The sequence below is a fragment of the Vibrio sp. 2096 genome (genome assembly GCF_033339595.1).
Classification (GTDB): domain Bacteria; phylum Pseudomonadota; class Gammaproteobacteria; order Enterobacterales; family Vibrionaceae; genus Vibrio; species Vibrio alginolyticus.
Map to the genome: position 1 here is coordinate 118,316 of NZ_JAWOUX010000001.1, position 16,634 is coordinate 134,949.

Sequence of the window (16,634 nt, forward strand, 5' to 3'; positions counted from 1 at the left end):
ACTCGGATTATTTAGTTATTATTTAGTGCTGCGCGAATAAAGCCGTTGTGCGCGGCGAGGCGTGATTTGGCTTGTTCGGCATCCAAATCGGCCAAAATCATTAAGATGGCGGTTTTGCAGTGGCGACCGCAGGCATTTAATGCTCGCTCTGCTTCTTCTTTTGATGCGTCGGTTGCTTCCACAACAATGTTGGTTTGGCGTTGTATGAGCTTGGCGTTAGTGGCTTCTACATCCACCATTAAGTTGCCAAATACCTTACCGCTACGAATCATTGCGCCTGTCGTGAGCATGTTTAGCACCAGTTTTTGTGCGGTGCCGGCTTTCATGCGAGAAGATCCAGTGACAACCTCTGCGCCAACTATCGGCAGAATCGCGATGTCGGCCGCTTCTGCCATGGCACATTCTGGATTACAGGCGATAGATGCGGTCGTGGCTCCGATGGATTTAGCGTAGTCCAAACCACCTAGTACATAAGGTGTACGGCCACTCGCTGCAATGCCTACAACCACGTCATGCTTGGTGAGGTGAAGTGCTTTTAAGTCGTCTTGACCCATTTTCGCGTTGTCTTCTGCGTTTTCTACCGCTTTTAAAATCGCTTGATGTCCACCAGCAATTAAGCCAATCACCATATCTGGATGCGTGCCGTAGGTAGGAGGACACTCGCTTGCATCAAGAATTCCTAAGCGACCTGATGTACCAGCTCCCATGTAAATTAAACGGCCACCATTTGCAAAAGCTTGGGTAATTGCGTCAACTGTCTCTGCAATTTGTGGTAGCACCGCTTTTACCGCGAGCGGGACTTTTTGATCCTCTTCATTAATGACTTGCAGCATCTCGATGGTCGAAAGCGTATCGATCTCGGCACTGGCTGGGTTACGGCTTTCTGTCACCAATCTGCTTAAATCAATTTTCATGTTTTGCACTCTTCGTAATGTTCAATCTGAGGGCGATTTTATGGAATAAAATATTCAGGTTTGGTGATAAAAATCACACTTGAGGTTATTCTTTATGCAGGAGAAATTTGGAATAATGAGAGAAAATATACGTCTATTACATCCGGGATTAACTGTCTTGGTTAGAATAATCAGGGGGTTAAATCAAACGCCTATTATTTCTGTTTTGGAATAATTTATTTAAAGTTTTTGAGGTTTTTGTTGTGTCAGTTATCAATAGGATAGTCGCGAGGCGTACTCAGCTTTCGCAAAGCGGTCGTTTGGTTGGCGATTGGATTGTTGAAAACGCAGAAAAGGCGGCGCTGCTCACCAGCCAAGAACTTGCGGCGCAAGTAAAAGTGAGTCAATCGAGCATTGTGAAATTTACTCAGCGTATCGGCTTTAAAGGTTACAGCGAGTTTAAGTTAGCTCTGAATGAAGAGATTGGCCGTAAGCATGCGATGGGGTCGACACCGTTGCACAGTGATATTTTGGCAGATGATCCCATCGCGGTTATTTCACAGAAACTGGTGAAAGCAAAAACAGATGCTATGTTTCAAACCACCAATACGCTGTCTTACGAAGTGTGTCACCAAGCGGTGAAATGGTTGAGTGAAGCGCGTCGAGTGCAAGTGGTCGGGATTGGGGGCTCTGCACTGACCGCGAAGGATTTAAGCTTTAAACTGCTTAAACTTGGTATTACGGCGCTTTCTGAACAAGACAGCCACGTGCAGATTGCTGTTGCTCGTACCCTCTCTCCAGAAGATGTTCAGATCGCAATCTCGTTTTCGGGTGAGCGCAAAGAAATTCTCGTCGCGGCAGAAGCGGCAAAAGAGCAGGGCGCGAAGGTGATTGCGTTATCTGCGCCTGGAAGAAGTCGCTTGCGCGGTATTGCCGATATTACGTTTGATACGATTGCCAATGAAACGGAACATCGCAGCTCATCCATTGCTTCGCGTACCGCGCAAAACGTGATCACCGATTTGCTGTTTATCATCTTGGTTCAGCAAAGAGACGACAGTGCCCGTCAGTTGATCAGCGATATCAGTACCGACATCAAACAGATCCTCACATGATCGCTTGTTTAACAGCGGACTAGAGATCCGGATCGTGCCTCAGCAAAGCAATAAAAGCAGAGAGATGTTTTTCAATGGTGAGATCGGCAGAAATCGCGGGCAATTCCAACGTGATGCAAGGTAAATCACGTTCACTACACCAAGTGCCGAATGAGCCGGGTGTTTCGTAGTCGACATCGTCAACGATTGGCAGTTGGAACTGCTCGTGGAGCCATTTGGCAAGGTCGGAATGTTTGGGATCATCCACAAAAGCAAGCGGTTCATGAAACGACACCACAAACTTTGGCTTGCGCAGTTCAATCAAGTTAATTAATGCGCTAACTTCTGGCTCTAGCTGGTTTTTAGTGCCAGTTTTCACCTTTACGTCTCGAACGGGGGTGTGAGAACTCCATCGATACACTGTGCCATACTCAGTCCAATTTTGGGTTGGAAACGCGCGATTGAGATCCACTTGGTTTGCATTTGCACGTGTGCCTAGTTGGTTGCCGTCAGGATTCATTGACAGAATCACATCATGTCGTAAGTTATCAGCAGGCAAGCTTCTTAGCGCGCAGGACAAACCTGCAATCGAGGCCGTCTCGTCCCCGTGAGTGCCTGCCAAAATCAAACCTCGCGAAGCACTTTCGACTTGAGCCGGAAAATACAGTAATGGCGCACCAAGCACGGATTGACCGTATGATGTTGGCCGAATTAAAAATGCCGCTCTTTCCGTTCTTGGAATTAGACTCACCGTAATCTCCTGATTGATGAAGTAGTATCAATATCTAAGCTAATTACACCTAGCTAAACTGAACCGTTTAAACTCGTCAACGGTTGAAATGTTAATTGTGGCACTTGCTTCACAAGACGCGTTAGGAGAACGAAAAACGATATGGATTTTAAAAAACATTCAACGGCGTTGCTGATTTCCTCTTTATTCACCCCTTTTCTTGCTACATCAGTTGCTGCGGAGACCTTACCTAAAGGCATTCAACTTGCCACAGAACAGCATTTAGTACGTGCGAATGACGCAGAGGCGGCGACGCTTGACCCAGCGAAAGCCGAAGGTCTGCCAGAAATGCATGTGATTCGTGACTTATTTGAAGGGCTTGTGATTCAAGATCGTGACGGAAACATTATTCCCGGTGTGGCAGAATCATGGGAAACCAACGACAACCAAACCTTTACTTTTCACTTGCGCAAAGACGCGAAATGGTCGAATGGCGAGCCTGTGACAGCGGATGATTTTGTCTATTCACTGCGCCGAGCGGTAGATCCGAAAACCGCTTCTCCAAATGTTTGGTATCTCAAACTCACCAAGATCAAAAACATCACCGATGTAGCAGAGGGCAAAAAGCCTTTGGACGATCTCGGTATCAAGGCAGTGGATAAATACACCCTACGTTTTGAGTTGGACAGTCAAGTGCCGTACTTTGTTGCTATGACTGGGCACACGTCCATGATGCCAGTGCATCAAGCGACAGTGGAAAACCGCGACAAGCCGTGGAGCGATCCAGACCAATTTGTTAGCAACGGTGCATTCACATTGGATAAGTGGGTCGTGAATGAGCGCATTGAACTGGTTAAGAGTCCAAGTTACTGGGACAGCGCAGATACGCATCTAAACAGAGTGACTTACATTCCGTTTGAAAACCAAAACGCGTCGATCAATCGTTATGCGGCAGGAGAGTTGGATATCACGTCCGATGTGCCGACTCATATGGCGCAGAAGCTTAAACAAGATTACAAGCAGGCTTACACGGTGGTGCCATTACTGTGCACGTATTACTACGCGTTCAATACCACTCGTCCGCCATTTGATGATGCGCGAGTGCGTCAAGCGGTGTCGTACTCCATCATGCGCGATGTGATTACGAATGGTGTCACGCAAGTGGGCAACCTTCCTGCTTATACTTTTGCGCATCAGTACACCGCAGGGTTTGATGCGACGCCGCCTGAATACAGTAAGTGGAGTCAGCAACAACGTGACGAGAAAGCGCGTCAGTTGTTAAAAGAAGCGGGTTACAGCCAAGACAAGCCGCTCGATTTTAAATTGTTGTACAACACCAGTGAGGCAAACAAATCGATCGCGGTTGCGATAGCGTCGATGCTACAAAAAAATCTCGGTGCAAACGTGGAGTTAGAAAACCAAGAGTGGAAGTCATACTTAGTGGCGCGTAAACAAGGCAATTTCGATGTGATGCGCGCTTCCTGGTGTGGTGATTACAATGAAGCGTCTACTTTCCTGAGCTTACTTCGCTCAGGTTCCTCGGGTAACTTTGCACGTTACAGCAGTGAAGCGTACGACAACGCGATGAACAGTGCATTGGCTGCAACCAATGAGAAAGCGCGCCAAGGATTTTACGACCAAGCTGAACAGTTGCTGGCGACAGATATGCCCATCGCGCCAATCTATTATTACATGCAAGCACGTTTGGTTCGCCCTACGGTTGGCGGTTTTGCCAAGAACAACGTAGAAGGTCGTATCTACTCGAAAGACCTCTACATCAAGAAGTAGCGCTCAAAACAATCGATAAATATGAAGCCCCGAAGATGTATCTTACGGGGCTTCTTTTTATTGTTAGCGAGTGGAGAGCTTGTTCACGAGCATAGCGACTCGTTTGCCAAGATACTCCGCTGTTGCAACATCAGAAGCATGCAACTGACCACCTTCACCACCTTGTGCAACAATACCACCTTGTACACCATAACGATTCAGGTTTTGCTCCCCAGAATTGCTGATCTTATCCAACCCGACCCACATCATGCCGTGTTGGTTAGCGAGCGTTTGTAGATATTGTAATGTGCAAGATTGGTCGCCATTCATTGCCCCACCACTGGTAAAGCCAGCCGCGATTTTGCTCGCCCATTTTTGGTAATACCAAGATTCACTGCTTGCATCTGCAAATGCTTTAAACTGCGCTGCTACACCGCCCATATAGGTCGGTGAGCCAAAGATAATCGCATCACACTCAGCAAGTTCATCCATTAGTTTAGGGTTCACAAAACGTCCCTCAATAATCTCACTGCCTTCAATTCGGTGAGAGAGGATTTCACATTCATCTTGCTGCTTAATGCCTTGTTGTTCAACGCCTGCGGCAATCGCGCGAGCAAGCTGACCAGTAATGTCGGTTTTAGAGAAATAAATAATCGCAATTTTGGACACAATGGTTCCTTTTTTCATTGTTGATTTTTAATCGTGCGACTAAGGCTAAAACCTCAAGCTAAGTTGAGGTCAACACTAAAACTTAAAAAGAAGTGCATTAAAAAGCCGATGTAGATACATCGGCTTTTTAGTGGGTTATTTCTTTCTGCGAGTATAAATCCGAGATTTTACTTTACTTGGCTCTGGCTTGTTTTTCGCCAGCTTTAGCACTGCTTTTTGCAAAATCTGGTTGTTTGGGTAAGTGATTAAGTTTCCGTTGTCGTGCTTAATTAACACGTGAAACATACTGATTTCTTGAATCTCACCGCAGATGTCTTCATCTTTATCTACGACTTTAATTCGGTCACCCACTCGGTATGGGAAGACAAAAAAGATCAAAAAGCTGGCAGTGATGTTGCTCAGAATTGACCACTGCGCAATAAACGCCACACCTAATACGGCAAAAATGGACGATAGGAACAAAGACACATCGCCATAACCAATACCTGTGATAATGGCAAAAATAGAGGCGGTCAAAAATAGCAGCGCGACATTGAAACAGCGCTGAATAAAACTCAAACGAGCCTTTTTTACACCTTTCGTTGTTGCCAAATTTAGGATGGCTCTATTTACAATCCTCTTCAGGATGCGATACGCGATCAGGACAAAAATGCCCATCAATAGTTTGTAACCGAGGGAGCCCGTAGTGAAATACTGGCTCACTTGCTCTAATTGGATCCAATCATTCATTTCTTCATCTCGACGATATCTAGAAAGCGGCTTTTATAGCTGATTTTTTGCTGTAAGTAATCACAATTTTTCTTTACACCATTTGTCTCTGTGTTGAGGTACCACAGAGTACTATATAAGTTAATCAAAGACTTAGTGAGCATTACGAACTCTTTGGCTTCATTACTTATATTCAATCAAAGCTGACGTGATTTTGAAGAGAGCATTCTTTGAGCTGTATCCCATATCCGACATTCTATGATGCTAGTTCCTCATAAACGAGCTGAATATGACTTTTGTCCTGATAACCTAAGGTGTATTAATTGAAATAGCTTTTAGGGCGTTGAAAAATGGAAGAAGATGAAAAGGCGATTATGATTTTATTCGTGATTGTTGGCCTTGTACTCGTTTGGGTCGCGCTTGAAGAACTTAACTATCTCGGGCTCCCAATAAAATAAGCCCCGTTAAACATGAGTCAAACGGGGCCTTTGTCTTTTATCAATGTGAATTCAGGCTAGCTAACCGCACGCACTTTGCCTTGTTTCAAATCGTTCAGCACTTGCGCTTTAGGGCCATCTGCAATGATGCTGCCTTTTTCCATCACAATTACGCGATCAACGATGTCGAGCATAGACGTTTTATGCGTAATCAGAATCAGCGTTTCACTAGGTTTCAACTGTGCTAATTGATGCTTAATGTGCATCTCTGAGCGGTTATCCATCGCACTGGTTGGTTCATCCATGAGTAGAACAGGAGGACGACCCAAAAATGCACGAGCGATCGTGACTGCTTGACGTTGACCCCCCGAAAGCATTGCACCACCTTCACCAACTTGGCGTTCTAACCCCGCTGGGTCAGATTGCGTAAACGCAGTAACACCGGCACGATTCGCTGCGTCTAGTACGTCACGGTCATCGGTTAATGGGCGACCTAGCGTAATGTTGTCGCGGATAGAACCAAAGAACAGATTCGAATCTTGCGGCACACAACCAATATTACGGCGAATGTCGACATGATGCAGCTGTGCGATGTCGGTATCATCAATGCGAACATGACCTTCCGTCGGCTGATACAAGCCCATGATGAGACGCTCTAACGTGGTTTTACCCGAACCGATACGGCCTATGATCGCTACTTTTTCGCCTGGGTTAATGGTCAAGCTCAAATCTCGAATCGACGCCACCGGTGAATCTGGGTAGTGGAAGGTCACGCGTTCAAGTTCAATTTTGCCTTGTACTATTGGGCGGTGAATGTAACGTTTACCTTCTTCTTGTTCATCCGGCATTTCCATGACTTGATTGATAATTGTCATAGAAGACTTCGCTTGGTTGTAGCGCGTAGAGAGTAAGGATAACTGAACCAAAGGACCAATCGCGCGGCCGCTAAGCATGGTTGCGGCAATCAAACCGCCCATGGTTAAGTCGCCTTCTGCAATTAAGTAAACGCCTAGGATGATCATCCCTACGTTACTACTTTGCTGCACAAAACCTGCCGCGTTTTGAATGCTATCCGTAATTCGGCGGCTTTTTATATTCCAGTTCGCCATGTGCGCAACTGCCTCTTCCCAGCGGTATTGGAATTGGCTTTGCGCACTGAGCATTTTTACGGTTTCTAACCCAGCCAGGCTCTCTATCAAATTGGCATATTTTTGCGATGCTAGGCGTGAACCCTCCTCTATGGAGCGACGCAGCGGCCCTTGTATCAGTAGCGAGTGAATAATCAAAATGACCACGCCCACCATCGGTACATACACAAGATCGCCAGCCATTAGCCATATAATCACTAAGAACAGAATGGCAAAAGGCAAATCAATGAGAGCACTGACGGTCGCTGAAGTAAAAAACTCTCGAATAGATTCGAATTCTTGTAAATGGCGAGCGAAGGCACCGACCGAAGGCGGCTTCGATTCCATTCTAATCCCCATCACTTTGCTGAACAGTTTGGATGAAATCAGAATGTCAGACTTCTTGCCCGCCACATCAATGAAGTAATTTCTCAGCGACTTGAGAATGAAGTCGAACAGGAACACGACAAAGATGCCACTTGCTAGTACCCATAGGGTTTCAAACGCAAGATTCGGAACCACTTTGTCGTACACCAAGCGAGTGAATAGCGGAGCGGCAACCGCAAAGAGATTGATGAGAAGTGATGCGATTAAAACATCACGGTAGATGCGTTTTGACTGCCACAAGGTTGACCAGAACCAGTGGCCTTCGTTGGTTTTGAGCACTTCGGGAGAGCGCTCATCGAAACGGAATTGCTTTTTAACTAAAAAGTACCGACCAGTGTATTGCTCAAGTAGGTCTTCTAATGGAATAGAGATCGGCACCATTCCACTTTCTAGGGTGGTGACTTCGGCCTCGCGTTTCTCCATATTGATGCTGTTGAGAACGCAAGAGTCACCGCCTTTAAGAACTAAGATTGCCGGCAGAATTAGGCTAGAGATGCTCTCCAGCTCTGCGCGGTTTTCCTTGGCAACCAATCCGGCCCTTTCCGCTGCTCTTGGTAGCAAAAATGGGGTCAGTTTACCGTCAGATAGCGGTAGTCCGTTGACTAGCGCTTCTGGCGAGTTAGCTAACCCATAGTAACGGCTAACGTAGATGAGCGAATTCAGTAAAGGGTCTTTCATCGTTGATAAACCTTTTTATTCCTTGTCGACGATGAATCCTTGGAATACCTCAACAAAGTGTTCAGTGAGGAAATCCAACTGGATTTGAGTTTCGATACGCGATGCGATAGTCGTAATACCAAGGTTGTGGGCAGTACGAGAGATCGACGTTAGCGTGAATTTTTGTTTTTCGTCGTGCAAGTTGTGTGTGAATAGGTAATCGAGCTTCACATAGTTCGGGCGGAACTCTTGGATGTATTCCAAAGATTGGAAGTTACGTCCGTAGTTATCTACGCCGAACTCAGCACCTGATTGGCGAATGGCATTACATAACAGTGCTGTGTGGTGAGGCTGATCGATAAAGCATTCCTCTGGAATTTCAAAGTGTAGCTTAGAGGCCACTTTGGCGTGTTTTTCCAGCATGCTAGTTGTCCAGCGAATAAACGATGGTTGAGACAAGCTGCTTTGCGCGATGTTAATCGCGACTGGGTCATTAAGTTCACCACTTTCTAGCATCTTAATCATTGATTCAATGACATACTGGTCAAAGATGTTGGTGGCGTCTAACTGTTCTAGTGCGAATAGGTATTGATTCGCACGATACGTTTCACCATCTTTTTCGATGCTTGAAAATACTTCGTTGTGGAATACTTTACCCCATGTGTTTTTCGCAGCTTGGAAACGGAATTTAACCCAATCACTATGAATGGCTTCTTCAACCAACGCTTTCCATTGCTGTTTACCCATCAAACTAGAAGGTGTATCACTGCCAATGAAGCCGTATGGCTTGTCTGGTTGCGCTTTGGCTTTCGATAGTGCGTTGTCCACCATCGAGAGGATTTCAGAACGCGTTTTCTGATCTTTGCTGTGTGCAACCCCTAGTGACGCTTTAGGTTTTGCTAAGCCTGTTGGGTCAGTATTTAGGCCGTTCACACAATTGACGATGCTGTCCGATAAAATGCGTAACTCGCTCTCATCCATATGAGGGAAAAGCAAGCCGAACTCATCACTAGACAAGCGAGCAATAGTGGCACCCGGTACATCAATGGTGTTTTTCAAACGTTGAGACAGTTCTTTAACGTGGGCATCTGCGCGTTGGTAATCTTTGGTCTCGTAAATGTCCCCAATGTATTCAGCATGGAGTAGCGCGATACCCCCTTGCGTTTGCTCTGCAAGCCATTGGTCGATTTGGTTGATGTAGAATGAGCGGTTACCCAATTTAGATATAGGATCGAGGTAAGCCTGAGCACGCAGACGTTGCGCCTCTTTGGCTTGCTCTTTGAATGATAGCTCGATTTGAGCAGACATCATGTTAATGCCATCTACCACCGCGATAAGATCTTTGGTTCTTGGACGAGCAAGCGGTTCACCAAATTGGTTATTCGCGATTTCATGCATTTTATTTACGATGGCCGTTAATGGTTTTAGCGAGCGACGTAGGATGTATGAAATTGCCACTAAACCAGCTAGAAAAATAACACTGAATACAGACAGCAAGCCAATAAAACCTTGCCAGAGCTGCTCGTAAGCTGCGCCTGGGTGGCTAATGATTTCTACTTCGGCGAGCTGCATCCAACCACTGGTCACAACACGCTTATCGTGAATCGCTTTAAATAGATTCATGTCGATAAACCATTGTGGCACCGTACTTGGTTTAACTGGGTAGGTACGCACGATCTGGTAGTCAGAATCTAATGCTGTAAGACGAACAACGGAGTAGGTGCTGCCGTCAAACAGAGCATTAATCACGGACTCAACCGCGACTTTATCTTTGTCCTTTAGGTAAGGAGCCAATGCCAAACCTACGGTGTTAATAGTGTTGTTGACCTCTGAACGTTGCTGTTGCTCCAAGCTGTCTCGAGTCGTGTTGAATTGGATTACGAATACTGATGCCAACAAGAGTATAAAGACCGTAACCATCCCCACCACAAGCTTCTTATATAGGGTCATGTTTCTCACTCGTCATAGTTAATTTTAGGTTTATTTAACTGCAACTTACGTTCGCGCGAGCGTAAGTCATTCCAAAGGCTCAACCGTGATGCTTTCCCTGCCAGCTCTCCAGTGCTAGCAGATGACTTCATCAACCACAGGTTTGTACCATTAAAACTGTATATCGGTAGCAAGTCGCTACGCTTAGAGGCTCGGACAATGTCAGGATTGATATTATCGAGAATGAGCGGCTCAGAACTTGGGGTAGGGTAGTAAGCTAATACCATGTGAAACTGATTCAGTTCGATGGCTTTTACGTATATTAACCGCATCTTTGAATCTGGTATTCCTAGCTCGAGTAAAGAGAAGTACTTAGCAATAGTGAAATCTTCACAGTCTCCTGCGTTACTCCCTAAAAATTCGAGTGGCGTAGCCCAATAATCTGTCTTTCCCCACAGTTTTATGTCGTCAACGAAATACAGCTGATTAAAAAAGTCGTTAACGCCAGCGAGCTGTTCATGAGTCTCTAATTGTTTAAATAAGTCGAGGTTCTTTCGCCATGTATTTACGCGCAATCCCGCACGTTCGCCGTACACCGCTGTGACCGTATTGACCCATCGTTGTTCTTTACTGTTCAGCGCACCAAGTTGGAACGACAAACAACTTAAGCTGATTAATAATGTAACTTTACGCTGCAAATTGGATCGCATATTCGACTCGTATCACAAGTATACTCTTCTAGAGAGTTCGTCAGTGAGAAATAAGTGCTTTTTATTTAATCACTTATCGCTCAATACTCCCTATCGCGAGTACCTTAATGTGGTTTACTCCTTCAAGGCGTTCGTTTTGGCACTTAAAATCGGTTTAAGTAGATATTCCAAAACGGTTCGCTTCCCTGTGATGATATCGACCGATGCTGTCATTCCTGGAATGATTGGTAAATCTGCATCTTGACCAAAGTTTGTTTTTTCGGTGCGTACACGAACAATGTAGAAGCTGTTGCCTTCTTCATCTTGAGTGGTATCCGCGCTGATATGTTCCAACTCTCCCTCTAAACCGCCGTACTTTGTGAAGTCGTAAGCTGTAAATTTCACGATAGCATGAAGATCTGGGCGTAAAAATGCGATGTCTTTTGGCGCAATTTTCGCCTCTACCAATAGTGTGTCTTCTGTTGGTACGATCTCGACGATATCCATACCAGGTTGGATAACACCACCGACAGTATTGATGTTCAGTGTTTTGATTTTGCCTGTTACTGGCGAATTCACAACCGTTCGGTTTACTCTATCTTCCAAGCCCACCGCTGATTCAACCAAAGCAGATAACTGGTCTTGGGCGCTATTGAGTTTCTCTTGCTGTTCAGAGCGGAATTTGAGTGCAACATCAATACGGTTGAGCATGGATTCTCTAATCGCTGATTGCAATACGGGAATCTTGAGCTCACTGGACGTCATTTCACGACGGGTATCGTTGACTTGGCGCTGTAATTTGAGCAGTTCAATACGAGGAACAACGCCCTCGTCTGCCAAAGGTTTGGTGATATCGAGTTCTTTTTTCGCGTATTGGTAGCTTTGACGCAAGTTCCTTACTCGCGCTTGGATCTCTACCAAGTCCTGCTGCTTTTGCTGCACTTGTTGGTCAATAACAGAAAGTTGGTTGCGCAAATTATCTAGATCTTCGCGATATTCTGCTTTTTGACGCTGTGTGAGTTGAGGTCGAGTCTCTTCCAAGGTTGGTGGGAAGGTCAGTTTACCGTAATCAAGTAGTACACTTTGACGCCAGTTTTCCGTTTCAAAATCACGATTAACGGCAACACTGTTAATAGAAGCGGATAGTTGCAGCACAGATGCGGTAAGGTTGGCAACTTGTTGCTCACGTTCACGAAAATCTGAGCGAAAGCGGGTGTCATCGATAAGCAGTAACTGTTGGCCTTTTTCAACCAACTGACCTTCTTTGACCAAGATTTCTTTGACTAAGCCACCTTCTAAGTTTTGGACTACTTGTATCTGTGAGGAGGGAATCACTTTGCCTTGACCAACCGTGACTTTGTCGATTTCAGCCCAAGATGCCCAACCTATTGCTGCAATGAAAAATAGCACCATAACCCAGAGCATAAAACGCGCGCTGTTGGGGGTATTGAGGAGCAATGCTGCAGTTTTGTCATCAACAAAATCCAACTCTTCATCGTTGAGTTTGTTGTAGTTATCTCGGCTCATCACAGTCCCTGCTTATATAATTACGGATTATCTTTTTGATCTTATTATTATTAACCGATCGTGTCAGCATGCTCGGCTAATAAAATATGAGAAGAGGGTTATTCTCTCTTCAAATGAGCTTTCTTACACTTTCTAAATCAAACAAAAGCATAATTAGCGCCGGAGTATAGCTATTACGCCTTGAACTTGGCTTTATCCAACTGATGTTTTTTTAGTTTGTCGTACAAGGTTTTGCGTGATACCTGTAATTCTAGTTGAACCTCTTTGAGTCTGCCGCGATGTCTTTGCAATGCATCGAATAACAAGCAATATTCAAAGTATTCTGTGCGCTGAGTCATACTCTGAATTTCAAGACTTTTCTCACTGTTCCAATCTTCCATTCTAAAAGTATCTGGCTTGAGGGCACGAAGTTCAGCAAATTGGCGTAGCTGCTTAACGTTTTCTGGCCATTCGAGACTGGTGAGGTGTTTGACCTCTTCTAGGCTGATATGTGGCGGCTGTAACTGATATCGGCTCGCTGTGTGGCGCACAAAGTGCTTGTATAAAGGCCCTATATCTTCCTTTCTTTCATCGAGCGTCGGTAAGTGAATTAGAGTCGCCAGGGATTTTAGAGGTGGCTCGGCTTGGGTGGTCGCGCCAAAAACACGCTCAAGTTTTGGGTGCTTGAATAAGTATTCCCATTGCTCAAATGATACATGCTCTGCGCTATGTAAGTACAAACTGCAGTGGCGTTTTCCTTCACTTAAGCGGTGTATGGCTTTGTCGAGCGCTTCTAATGAAAGCTCATAGAGGTCTTCACCAGAAGCGGCGATTAGCTCACTGTCCGGTGTTGCATGTATGTCGTGGGCAAATTGTGCAGCGAGTCGCCGACCCGTACCATCTTGACCTACAAAAATGAGCGGCTGGCTTGTGGGCGCACTGATCAAGGCGCGACGAATGCTCACCATGGCCTTACTGTGACCAATCATTTTCGGACCAACATGAGTTTGCATGTCGAGCTCTTTCTTAAGCCAGATGTTTTCTTGCAACAAGTTCAGTTTATCGCTGGCATTGTTGAGCGATTTCATGAGCTGTTCCGTTGAAAACGGTTTTTCTAGAAAGTCGTACGCGCCGCTTTTCATCGCATCTACCGCGGTTTTCACATCTCCATGTCCAGTAAGTACGATGAATTGAAAGTGATCGTTTTTGCTTCGCAAAGTTCGCATAAACTCCAAGCCATCCATCACGGGCATATGGATATCGGTAATGATAATCGCAGGCATATTTGAGTCGATTACGCGTAAGGCTTCTACTGCGTTTGGTAAGCAGGTGACGTCTATCCCTTCAATCAGCAGGGCTTGAGACACGGCATCACGAATGTGTGGTTCGTCATCAACAAAGAAAACTGGGTTATTCATGGTCGTTTTCCACTTCTGGGGTACGTTTATTCTGATTGACTATTGGTAGCGTCACGATAAAGGTCATCCCTCCTGCTTGTTGTTCTGTGCTCTGATGTTTATAGGCACAGAGGGAGCCGTGATAGCTCTCTAAAATGCGTTTGGAGATGGTCAAACCTAATCCTAAGCCCTCTGGCTTAGTCGTAAAAAATGGATCAAAGATTTTTGCTAGGGCTTCGTCCGACATGCCAGGCCCGTTATCGGAAACAAGAATGTCGCAACTGTCATCATGACACTGAACAGCAATGGATATTTGCGGATCGATACAGTGGTTTTCCATCGCTTGTGCCGCGTTGTGGAAGAGGTTTATCAGCACTTGTTCTAATTCAACGCTGTGAATGGCCAGCTTCACATCATAGTCGATGGCCGGAACTTTTAGTGTTACTCCTTGCTTAATAAGCTTGTTGCTCAAAATGCTGGTGGCAGTATGTACCGCGTCGTGCAGTACTGAGATTTCATTGTGTGAATCGTGCGTGGCTTTCCGAGTAAAGACTTTTAAGCGGGCAATGACTTCCGAAATGGTGTCATTGAGTGTCAGCATTTTGCCCAAATTGTCAGCGACCATTGGGTATTTTTCCATTGCCAACAAACGCTGCGAGTTTTCGGTATAGGTTCTTAGTGCGGAAAGTGGCTGATTTATCTCATGATTAATACTGGCTGATAGCTCGCCCAACAGTGCCAATTTCGCGGCTTGCGTCAGTTCTTGTTGTGTTTGTTTAAGCTCTTGTTGGCTTTGCTCATATTGGCGGATGGTCTGTTGTAGTTTTTGGTTGGCTTCACTTAGCACTAGTGTCCGTTGCACTACTTTTTCTTCTAGGCTCACATTGAGATGGGCAAGGCGTGCTTTGTTAACTAGGGTTTGGAACCACGCTAACGCAATTAGAGCAATGAGCGCATATAAGATCAGGAAGACGATATCGGCCTGTAAAACGGCGGCAAGAACGCTGTTGTGGTTAATTAAGGCAACGACGCGAAACCCTTTATCCAATAAGTGTGTTGCGTATGCGAGGTAATTCGGTGATAGAAGCAATTGATTGTCATCAAACTCCGTGACACCAGTGTGTGCCGTTAACTCACCAAAATATTCGGGTAAGGTATCGCCATATTGACGCGTTTCGGTAAGTTCATTTATTGCACTCGATGACAGTGGGAAAAGTGCACGATAGCGCCAGTCTGGTAAATTGCTCATAAACACGACATTGTGTTTATCTGTAATGAGTACGTCAGTCGTGGTTTGCGAAAGGCGCTGTTCTAATTGCTCCAAGTTCACTTTTACTGTAATCACGCCAACGACTTCCTCATTTACCCACAGCGGAGATGAGAAGAAGTACCCACGTTTATTCGAGCGCACGCCTAATCCAACATATTGAGCGGGCTCACCGCGTCGCGCATTTTTAAAATAGGGGCGATAGCTAAAGCTAGAGCCAACAAACGTATCTTCTTGCTGAAAGTTACTTGAGGCTATGACTAACCCGGTGCGGTCATGAACGTAAATCGTATCGGCCAAACTTTGCTTCAACCAATCTGATAACAGTAGGTTGAGCTCTTGAGAGGGCGTTCCGCGCTCTACTGCTTTGAGTAGTCTTGGGTCGTGACTTAATAGGTTTGGTATCTGTTCAAACTTTGCCAGTTCGTAGTCCACTTCTTGTGACACTTGCGCGGCTTGTCTCTCTAGCTTTTGTTGCCATTGATCATGTTGGTATTGAGTTGCGTAATGATGAGTAAGCGCAAGCCCTGAAATGCCGCCGGCACACAGTAGCAGTAAAAAATGACGTAGGGCTTTGGGGTTGAGTAAGTTCACGATCGGCTCACTGGTTTTTTGTGTCATGGTATCAAATGACGCACTGTGATGCTGTGAGCGGCAACGATAACAAGCACAATGATGTCCTTGTATTTCCTCAGTATCGGGAGCACAATCGACAAAAACGAGTGAAGGAGTAAAGATGGAACTTGCTGATATTCGTCGTGAGTACACCAAAGGTGGGCTGCGTCGTAAAGATTTGAAAGCTGATCCTATTGATCAATTTAATCTGTGGCTAGAGCAAGCAGTTGAAGCGGGTTTAACGGACCCGACTGCGATGACAGTTGCAACGGTTGATGAAAATGGCATGCCGTTTCAACGCATTGTTCTATTGAAAAACGTCGACAAAGATGGTTTTGTGTTTTACACCAACCTAGGCAGTCGCAAGGCCCAGCAGCTAGAGCATAACAGCAATATTAGTTTGCACTTCCCTTGGCATCCGTTAGAGCGCCAAGTTCATATTACTGGTGTGGCTGAAAAGCTTACCGCCGTAGAGAATATGAAATACTTTACTTCTCGTCCTAAAGAGAGCCAGTTGGCCGCAATCGCGAGCAAACAAAGTAGCCGTATTTCTGCCAGAGGTGTGTTGGAAGGTAAGTTTTTAGAGCTAAAACAGAAGTTTGCTAAGGGTGAAATACCAGTACCAACCTTTTGGGGTGGCTTTCGCGTAAAACCAAAGAGCATCGAATTTTGGCAAGGTGGCGAACATCGCCTTCACGATCGTTTTCTTTTCTCCCAGCATGATGGAAGTTGGGACATTGATCGTTTAGCGCCATAGGCTTA

At 45.5% G+C, this 16,634-nt stretch carries 13 protein-coding genes; 3 read left to right on the plus strand and 10 right to left on the minus strand.

What is annotated here, in order from left to right; translation table 11 throughout:
• Positions 1 to 11: 11 nt before the first annotated feature.
• Positions 12 to 914, minus strand: a complete 903-nt coding sequence (gene murQ, locus R7Q41_RS00595) for an N-acetylmuramic acid 6-phosphate etherase (protein WP_017635657.1) — start codon at positions 912 to 914, stop codon at positions 12 to 14.
• Between the two features lie 242 nt (positions 915 to 1,156).
• Between murQ and R7Q41_RS00600 the strand changes: the two genes are divergently transcribed.
• A complete protein-coding gene (locus R7Q41_RS00600) occupies positions 1,157 to 2,008 on the plus strand; it encodes an SIS domain-containing protein (RefSeq protein ID WP_258472187.1) in 852 nt (283 codons plus the stop codon).
• Positions 2,009 to 2,027: 19 nt separating this feature from the next.
• Here R7Q41_RS00600 and mpaA read toward each other — a convergent pair whose 3' ends face one another.
• A complete protein-coding gene (gene mpaA / locus R7Q41_RS00605) occupies positions 2,028 to 2,738 on the minus strand; it encodes a murein tripeptide amidase MpaA (protein WP_318144295.1) in 711 nt (236 codons plus the stop codon).
• A gap of 141 nt (positions 2,739 to 2,879) precedes the next feature.
• Here mpaA and R7Q41_RS00610 point away from each other — a divergent pair, with 141 nt between their 5' ends.
• Positions 2,880 to 4,505, plus strand: a complete 1,626-nt coding sequence (locus R7Q41_RS00610; RefSeq protein ID WP_213961652.1) for an ABC transporter substrate-binding protein — start codon at positions 2,880 to 2,882, stop codon at positions 4,503 to 4,505.
• A gap of 63 nt (positions 4,506 to 4,568) precedes the next feature.
• Here R7Q41_RS00610 and R7Q41_RS00615 read toward each other — a convergent pair whose 3' ends face one another.
• The 8 genes from R7Q41_RS00615 to R7Q41_RS00650 all read right to left on the minus strand — a co-directional run bounded on the left by R7Q41_RS00615 (position 4,569) and on the right by R7Q41_RS00650 (position 15,878).
• Positions 4,569 to 5,153 carry a flavodoxin family protein gene (locus R7Q41_RS00615; RefSeq protein ID WP_318144296.1) on the minus strand — a complete coding sequence of 195 codons (585 nt, stop codon included), beginning with the start codon at positions 5,151 to 5,153 and terminating at the stop codon, positions 4,569 to 4,571.
• Positions 5,154 to 5,288: 135 nt separating this feature from the next.
• On the minus strand, positions 5,289 to 5,882 hold the full coding sequence (locus R7Q41_RS00620; protein WP_042522270.1) for a mechanosensitive ion channel family protein: 594 nt from the start codon (positions 5,880 to 5,882) through the stop codon (positions 5,289 to 5,291).
• Between the two features lie 493 nt (positions 5,883 to 6,375).
• Positions 6,376 to 8,490 (minus strand): type I secretion system permease/ATPase, encoded by a 2,115-nt coding sequence (locus tag R7Q41_RS00625; protein WP_005374556.1) that lies wholly within the window; start codon positions 8,488 to 8,490, stop codon positions 6,376 to 6,378.
• 15 nt (positions 8,491 to 8,505) lie between these two features.
• Positions 8,506 to 10,419, minus strand: a complete 1,914-nt coding sequence (locus R7Q41_RS00630) for an EAL domain-containing protein (protein WP_005383568.1) — start codon at positions 10,417 to 10,419, stop codon at positions 8,506 to 8,508.
• Positions 10,420 to 10,424: 5 nt separating this feature from the next.
• The gene (locus R7Q41_RS00635) at positions 10,425 to 11,108 is read right to left on the minus strand and encodes a transglutaminase-like cysteine peptidase (RefSeq protein ID WP_005374561.1); all 684 of its coding nucleotides are present in this window, start codon (positions 11,106 to 11,108) and stop codon (positions 10,425 to 10,427) included.
• Positions 11,109 to 11,222: 114 nt separating this feature from the next.
• Positions 11,223 to 12,614, minus strand: coding sequence for an HlyD family type I secretion periplasmic adaptor subunit (locus R7Q41_RS00640; RefSeq protein ID WP_005374562.1), 1,392 nt, complete (start codon positions 12,612 to 12,614; stop codon positions 11,223 to 11,225).
• A 173-nt stretch (positions 12,615 to 12,787) separates the two neighbouring features.
• Positions 12,788 to 14,011: a sigma-54-dependent transcriptional regulator gene (locus R7Q41_RS00645; RefSeq protein WP_053308003.1), complete on the minus strand. Its 1,224-nt coding sequence runs from the start codon at positions 14,009 to 14,011 to the stop codon at positions 12,788 to 12,790.
• On the minus strand, positions 14,004 to 15,878 hold the full coding sequence (locus R7Q41_RS00650; protein WP_318144297.1) for an ATP-binding protein: 1,875 nt from the start codon (positions 15,876 to 15,878) through the stop codon (positions 14,004 to 14,006). The genes R7Q41_RS00645 and R7Q41_RS00650 overlap by 8 nt, the downstream gene beginning before the upstream one ends.
• A gap of 115 nt (positions 15,879 to 15,993) precedes the next feature.
• Between R7Q41_RS00650 and pdxH the strand changes: the two genes are divergently transcribed.
• The gene (gene pdxH / locus R7Q41_RS00655; protein ID WP_005374570.1) at positions 15,994 to 16,629 is read left to right on the plus strand and encodes a pyridoxamine 5'-phosphate oxidase; all 636 of its coding nucleotides are present in this window, start codon (positions 15,994 to 15,996) and stop codon (positions 16,627 to 16,629) included.
• Positions 16,630 to 16,634 lie beyond the last annotated feature (5 nt).

Excerpts from the sequence above, each read along its gene's own strand:
- murQ (WP_017635657.1), bottom strand. The coding sequence starts at position 914 with ATGAAAATTGATTTAAGCAGATTGGTGACAGAAAGCCGTAACCCAGCC.
- R7Q41_RS00610 (WP_213961652.1), top strand. The coding sequence starts at position 2,880 with ATGGATTTTAAAAAACATTCAACGGCGTTGCTGATTTCCTCTTTATTC.
- R7Q41_RS00620 (WP_042522270.1), bottom strand. The coding sequence starts at position 5,882 with ATGAATGATTGGATCCAATTAGAGCAAGTGAGCCAGTATTTCACTACG.
- R7Q41_RS00625 (WP_005374556.1), bottom strand. The coding sequence starts at position 8,490 with ATGAAAGACCCTTTACTGAATTCGCTCATCTACGTTAGCCGTTACTAT.
- R7Q41_RS00630 (WP_005383568.1), bottom strand. The coding sequence starts at position 10,419 with ATGACCCTATATAAGAAGCTTGTGGTGGGGATGGTTACGGTCTTTATA.
- R7Q41_RS00635 (WP_005374561.1), bottom strand. The coding sequence starts at position 11,108 with ATGCGATCCAATTTGCAGCGTAAAGTTACATTATTAATCAGCTTAAGT.
- R7Q41_RS00640 (WP_005374562.1), bottom strand. The coding sequence starts at position 12,614 with ATGAGCCGAGATAACTACAACAAACTCAACGATGAAGAGTTGGATTTT.
- R7Q41_RS00645 (WP_053308003.1), bottom strand. The coding sequence starts at position 14,011 with ATGAATAACCCAGTTTTCTTTGTTGATGACGAACCACACATTCGTGAT.
- R7Q41_RS00650 (WP_318144297.1), bottom strand. The coding sequence starts at position 15,878 with ATGACACAAAAAACCAGTGAGCCGATCGTGAACTTACTCAACCCCAAA.
- pdxH (WP_005374570.1), top strand. The coding sequence starts at position 15,994 with ATGGAACTTGCTGATATTCGTCGTGAGTACACCAAAGGTGGGCTGCGT.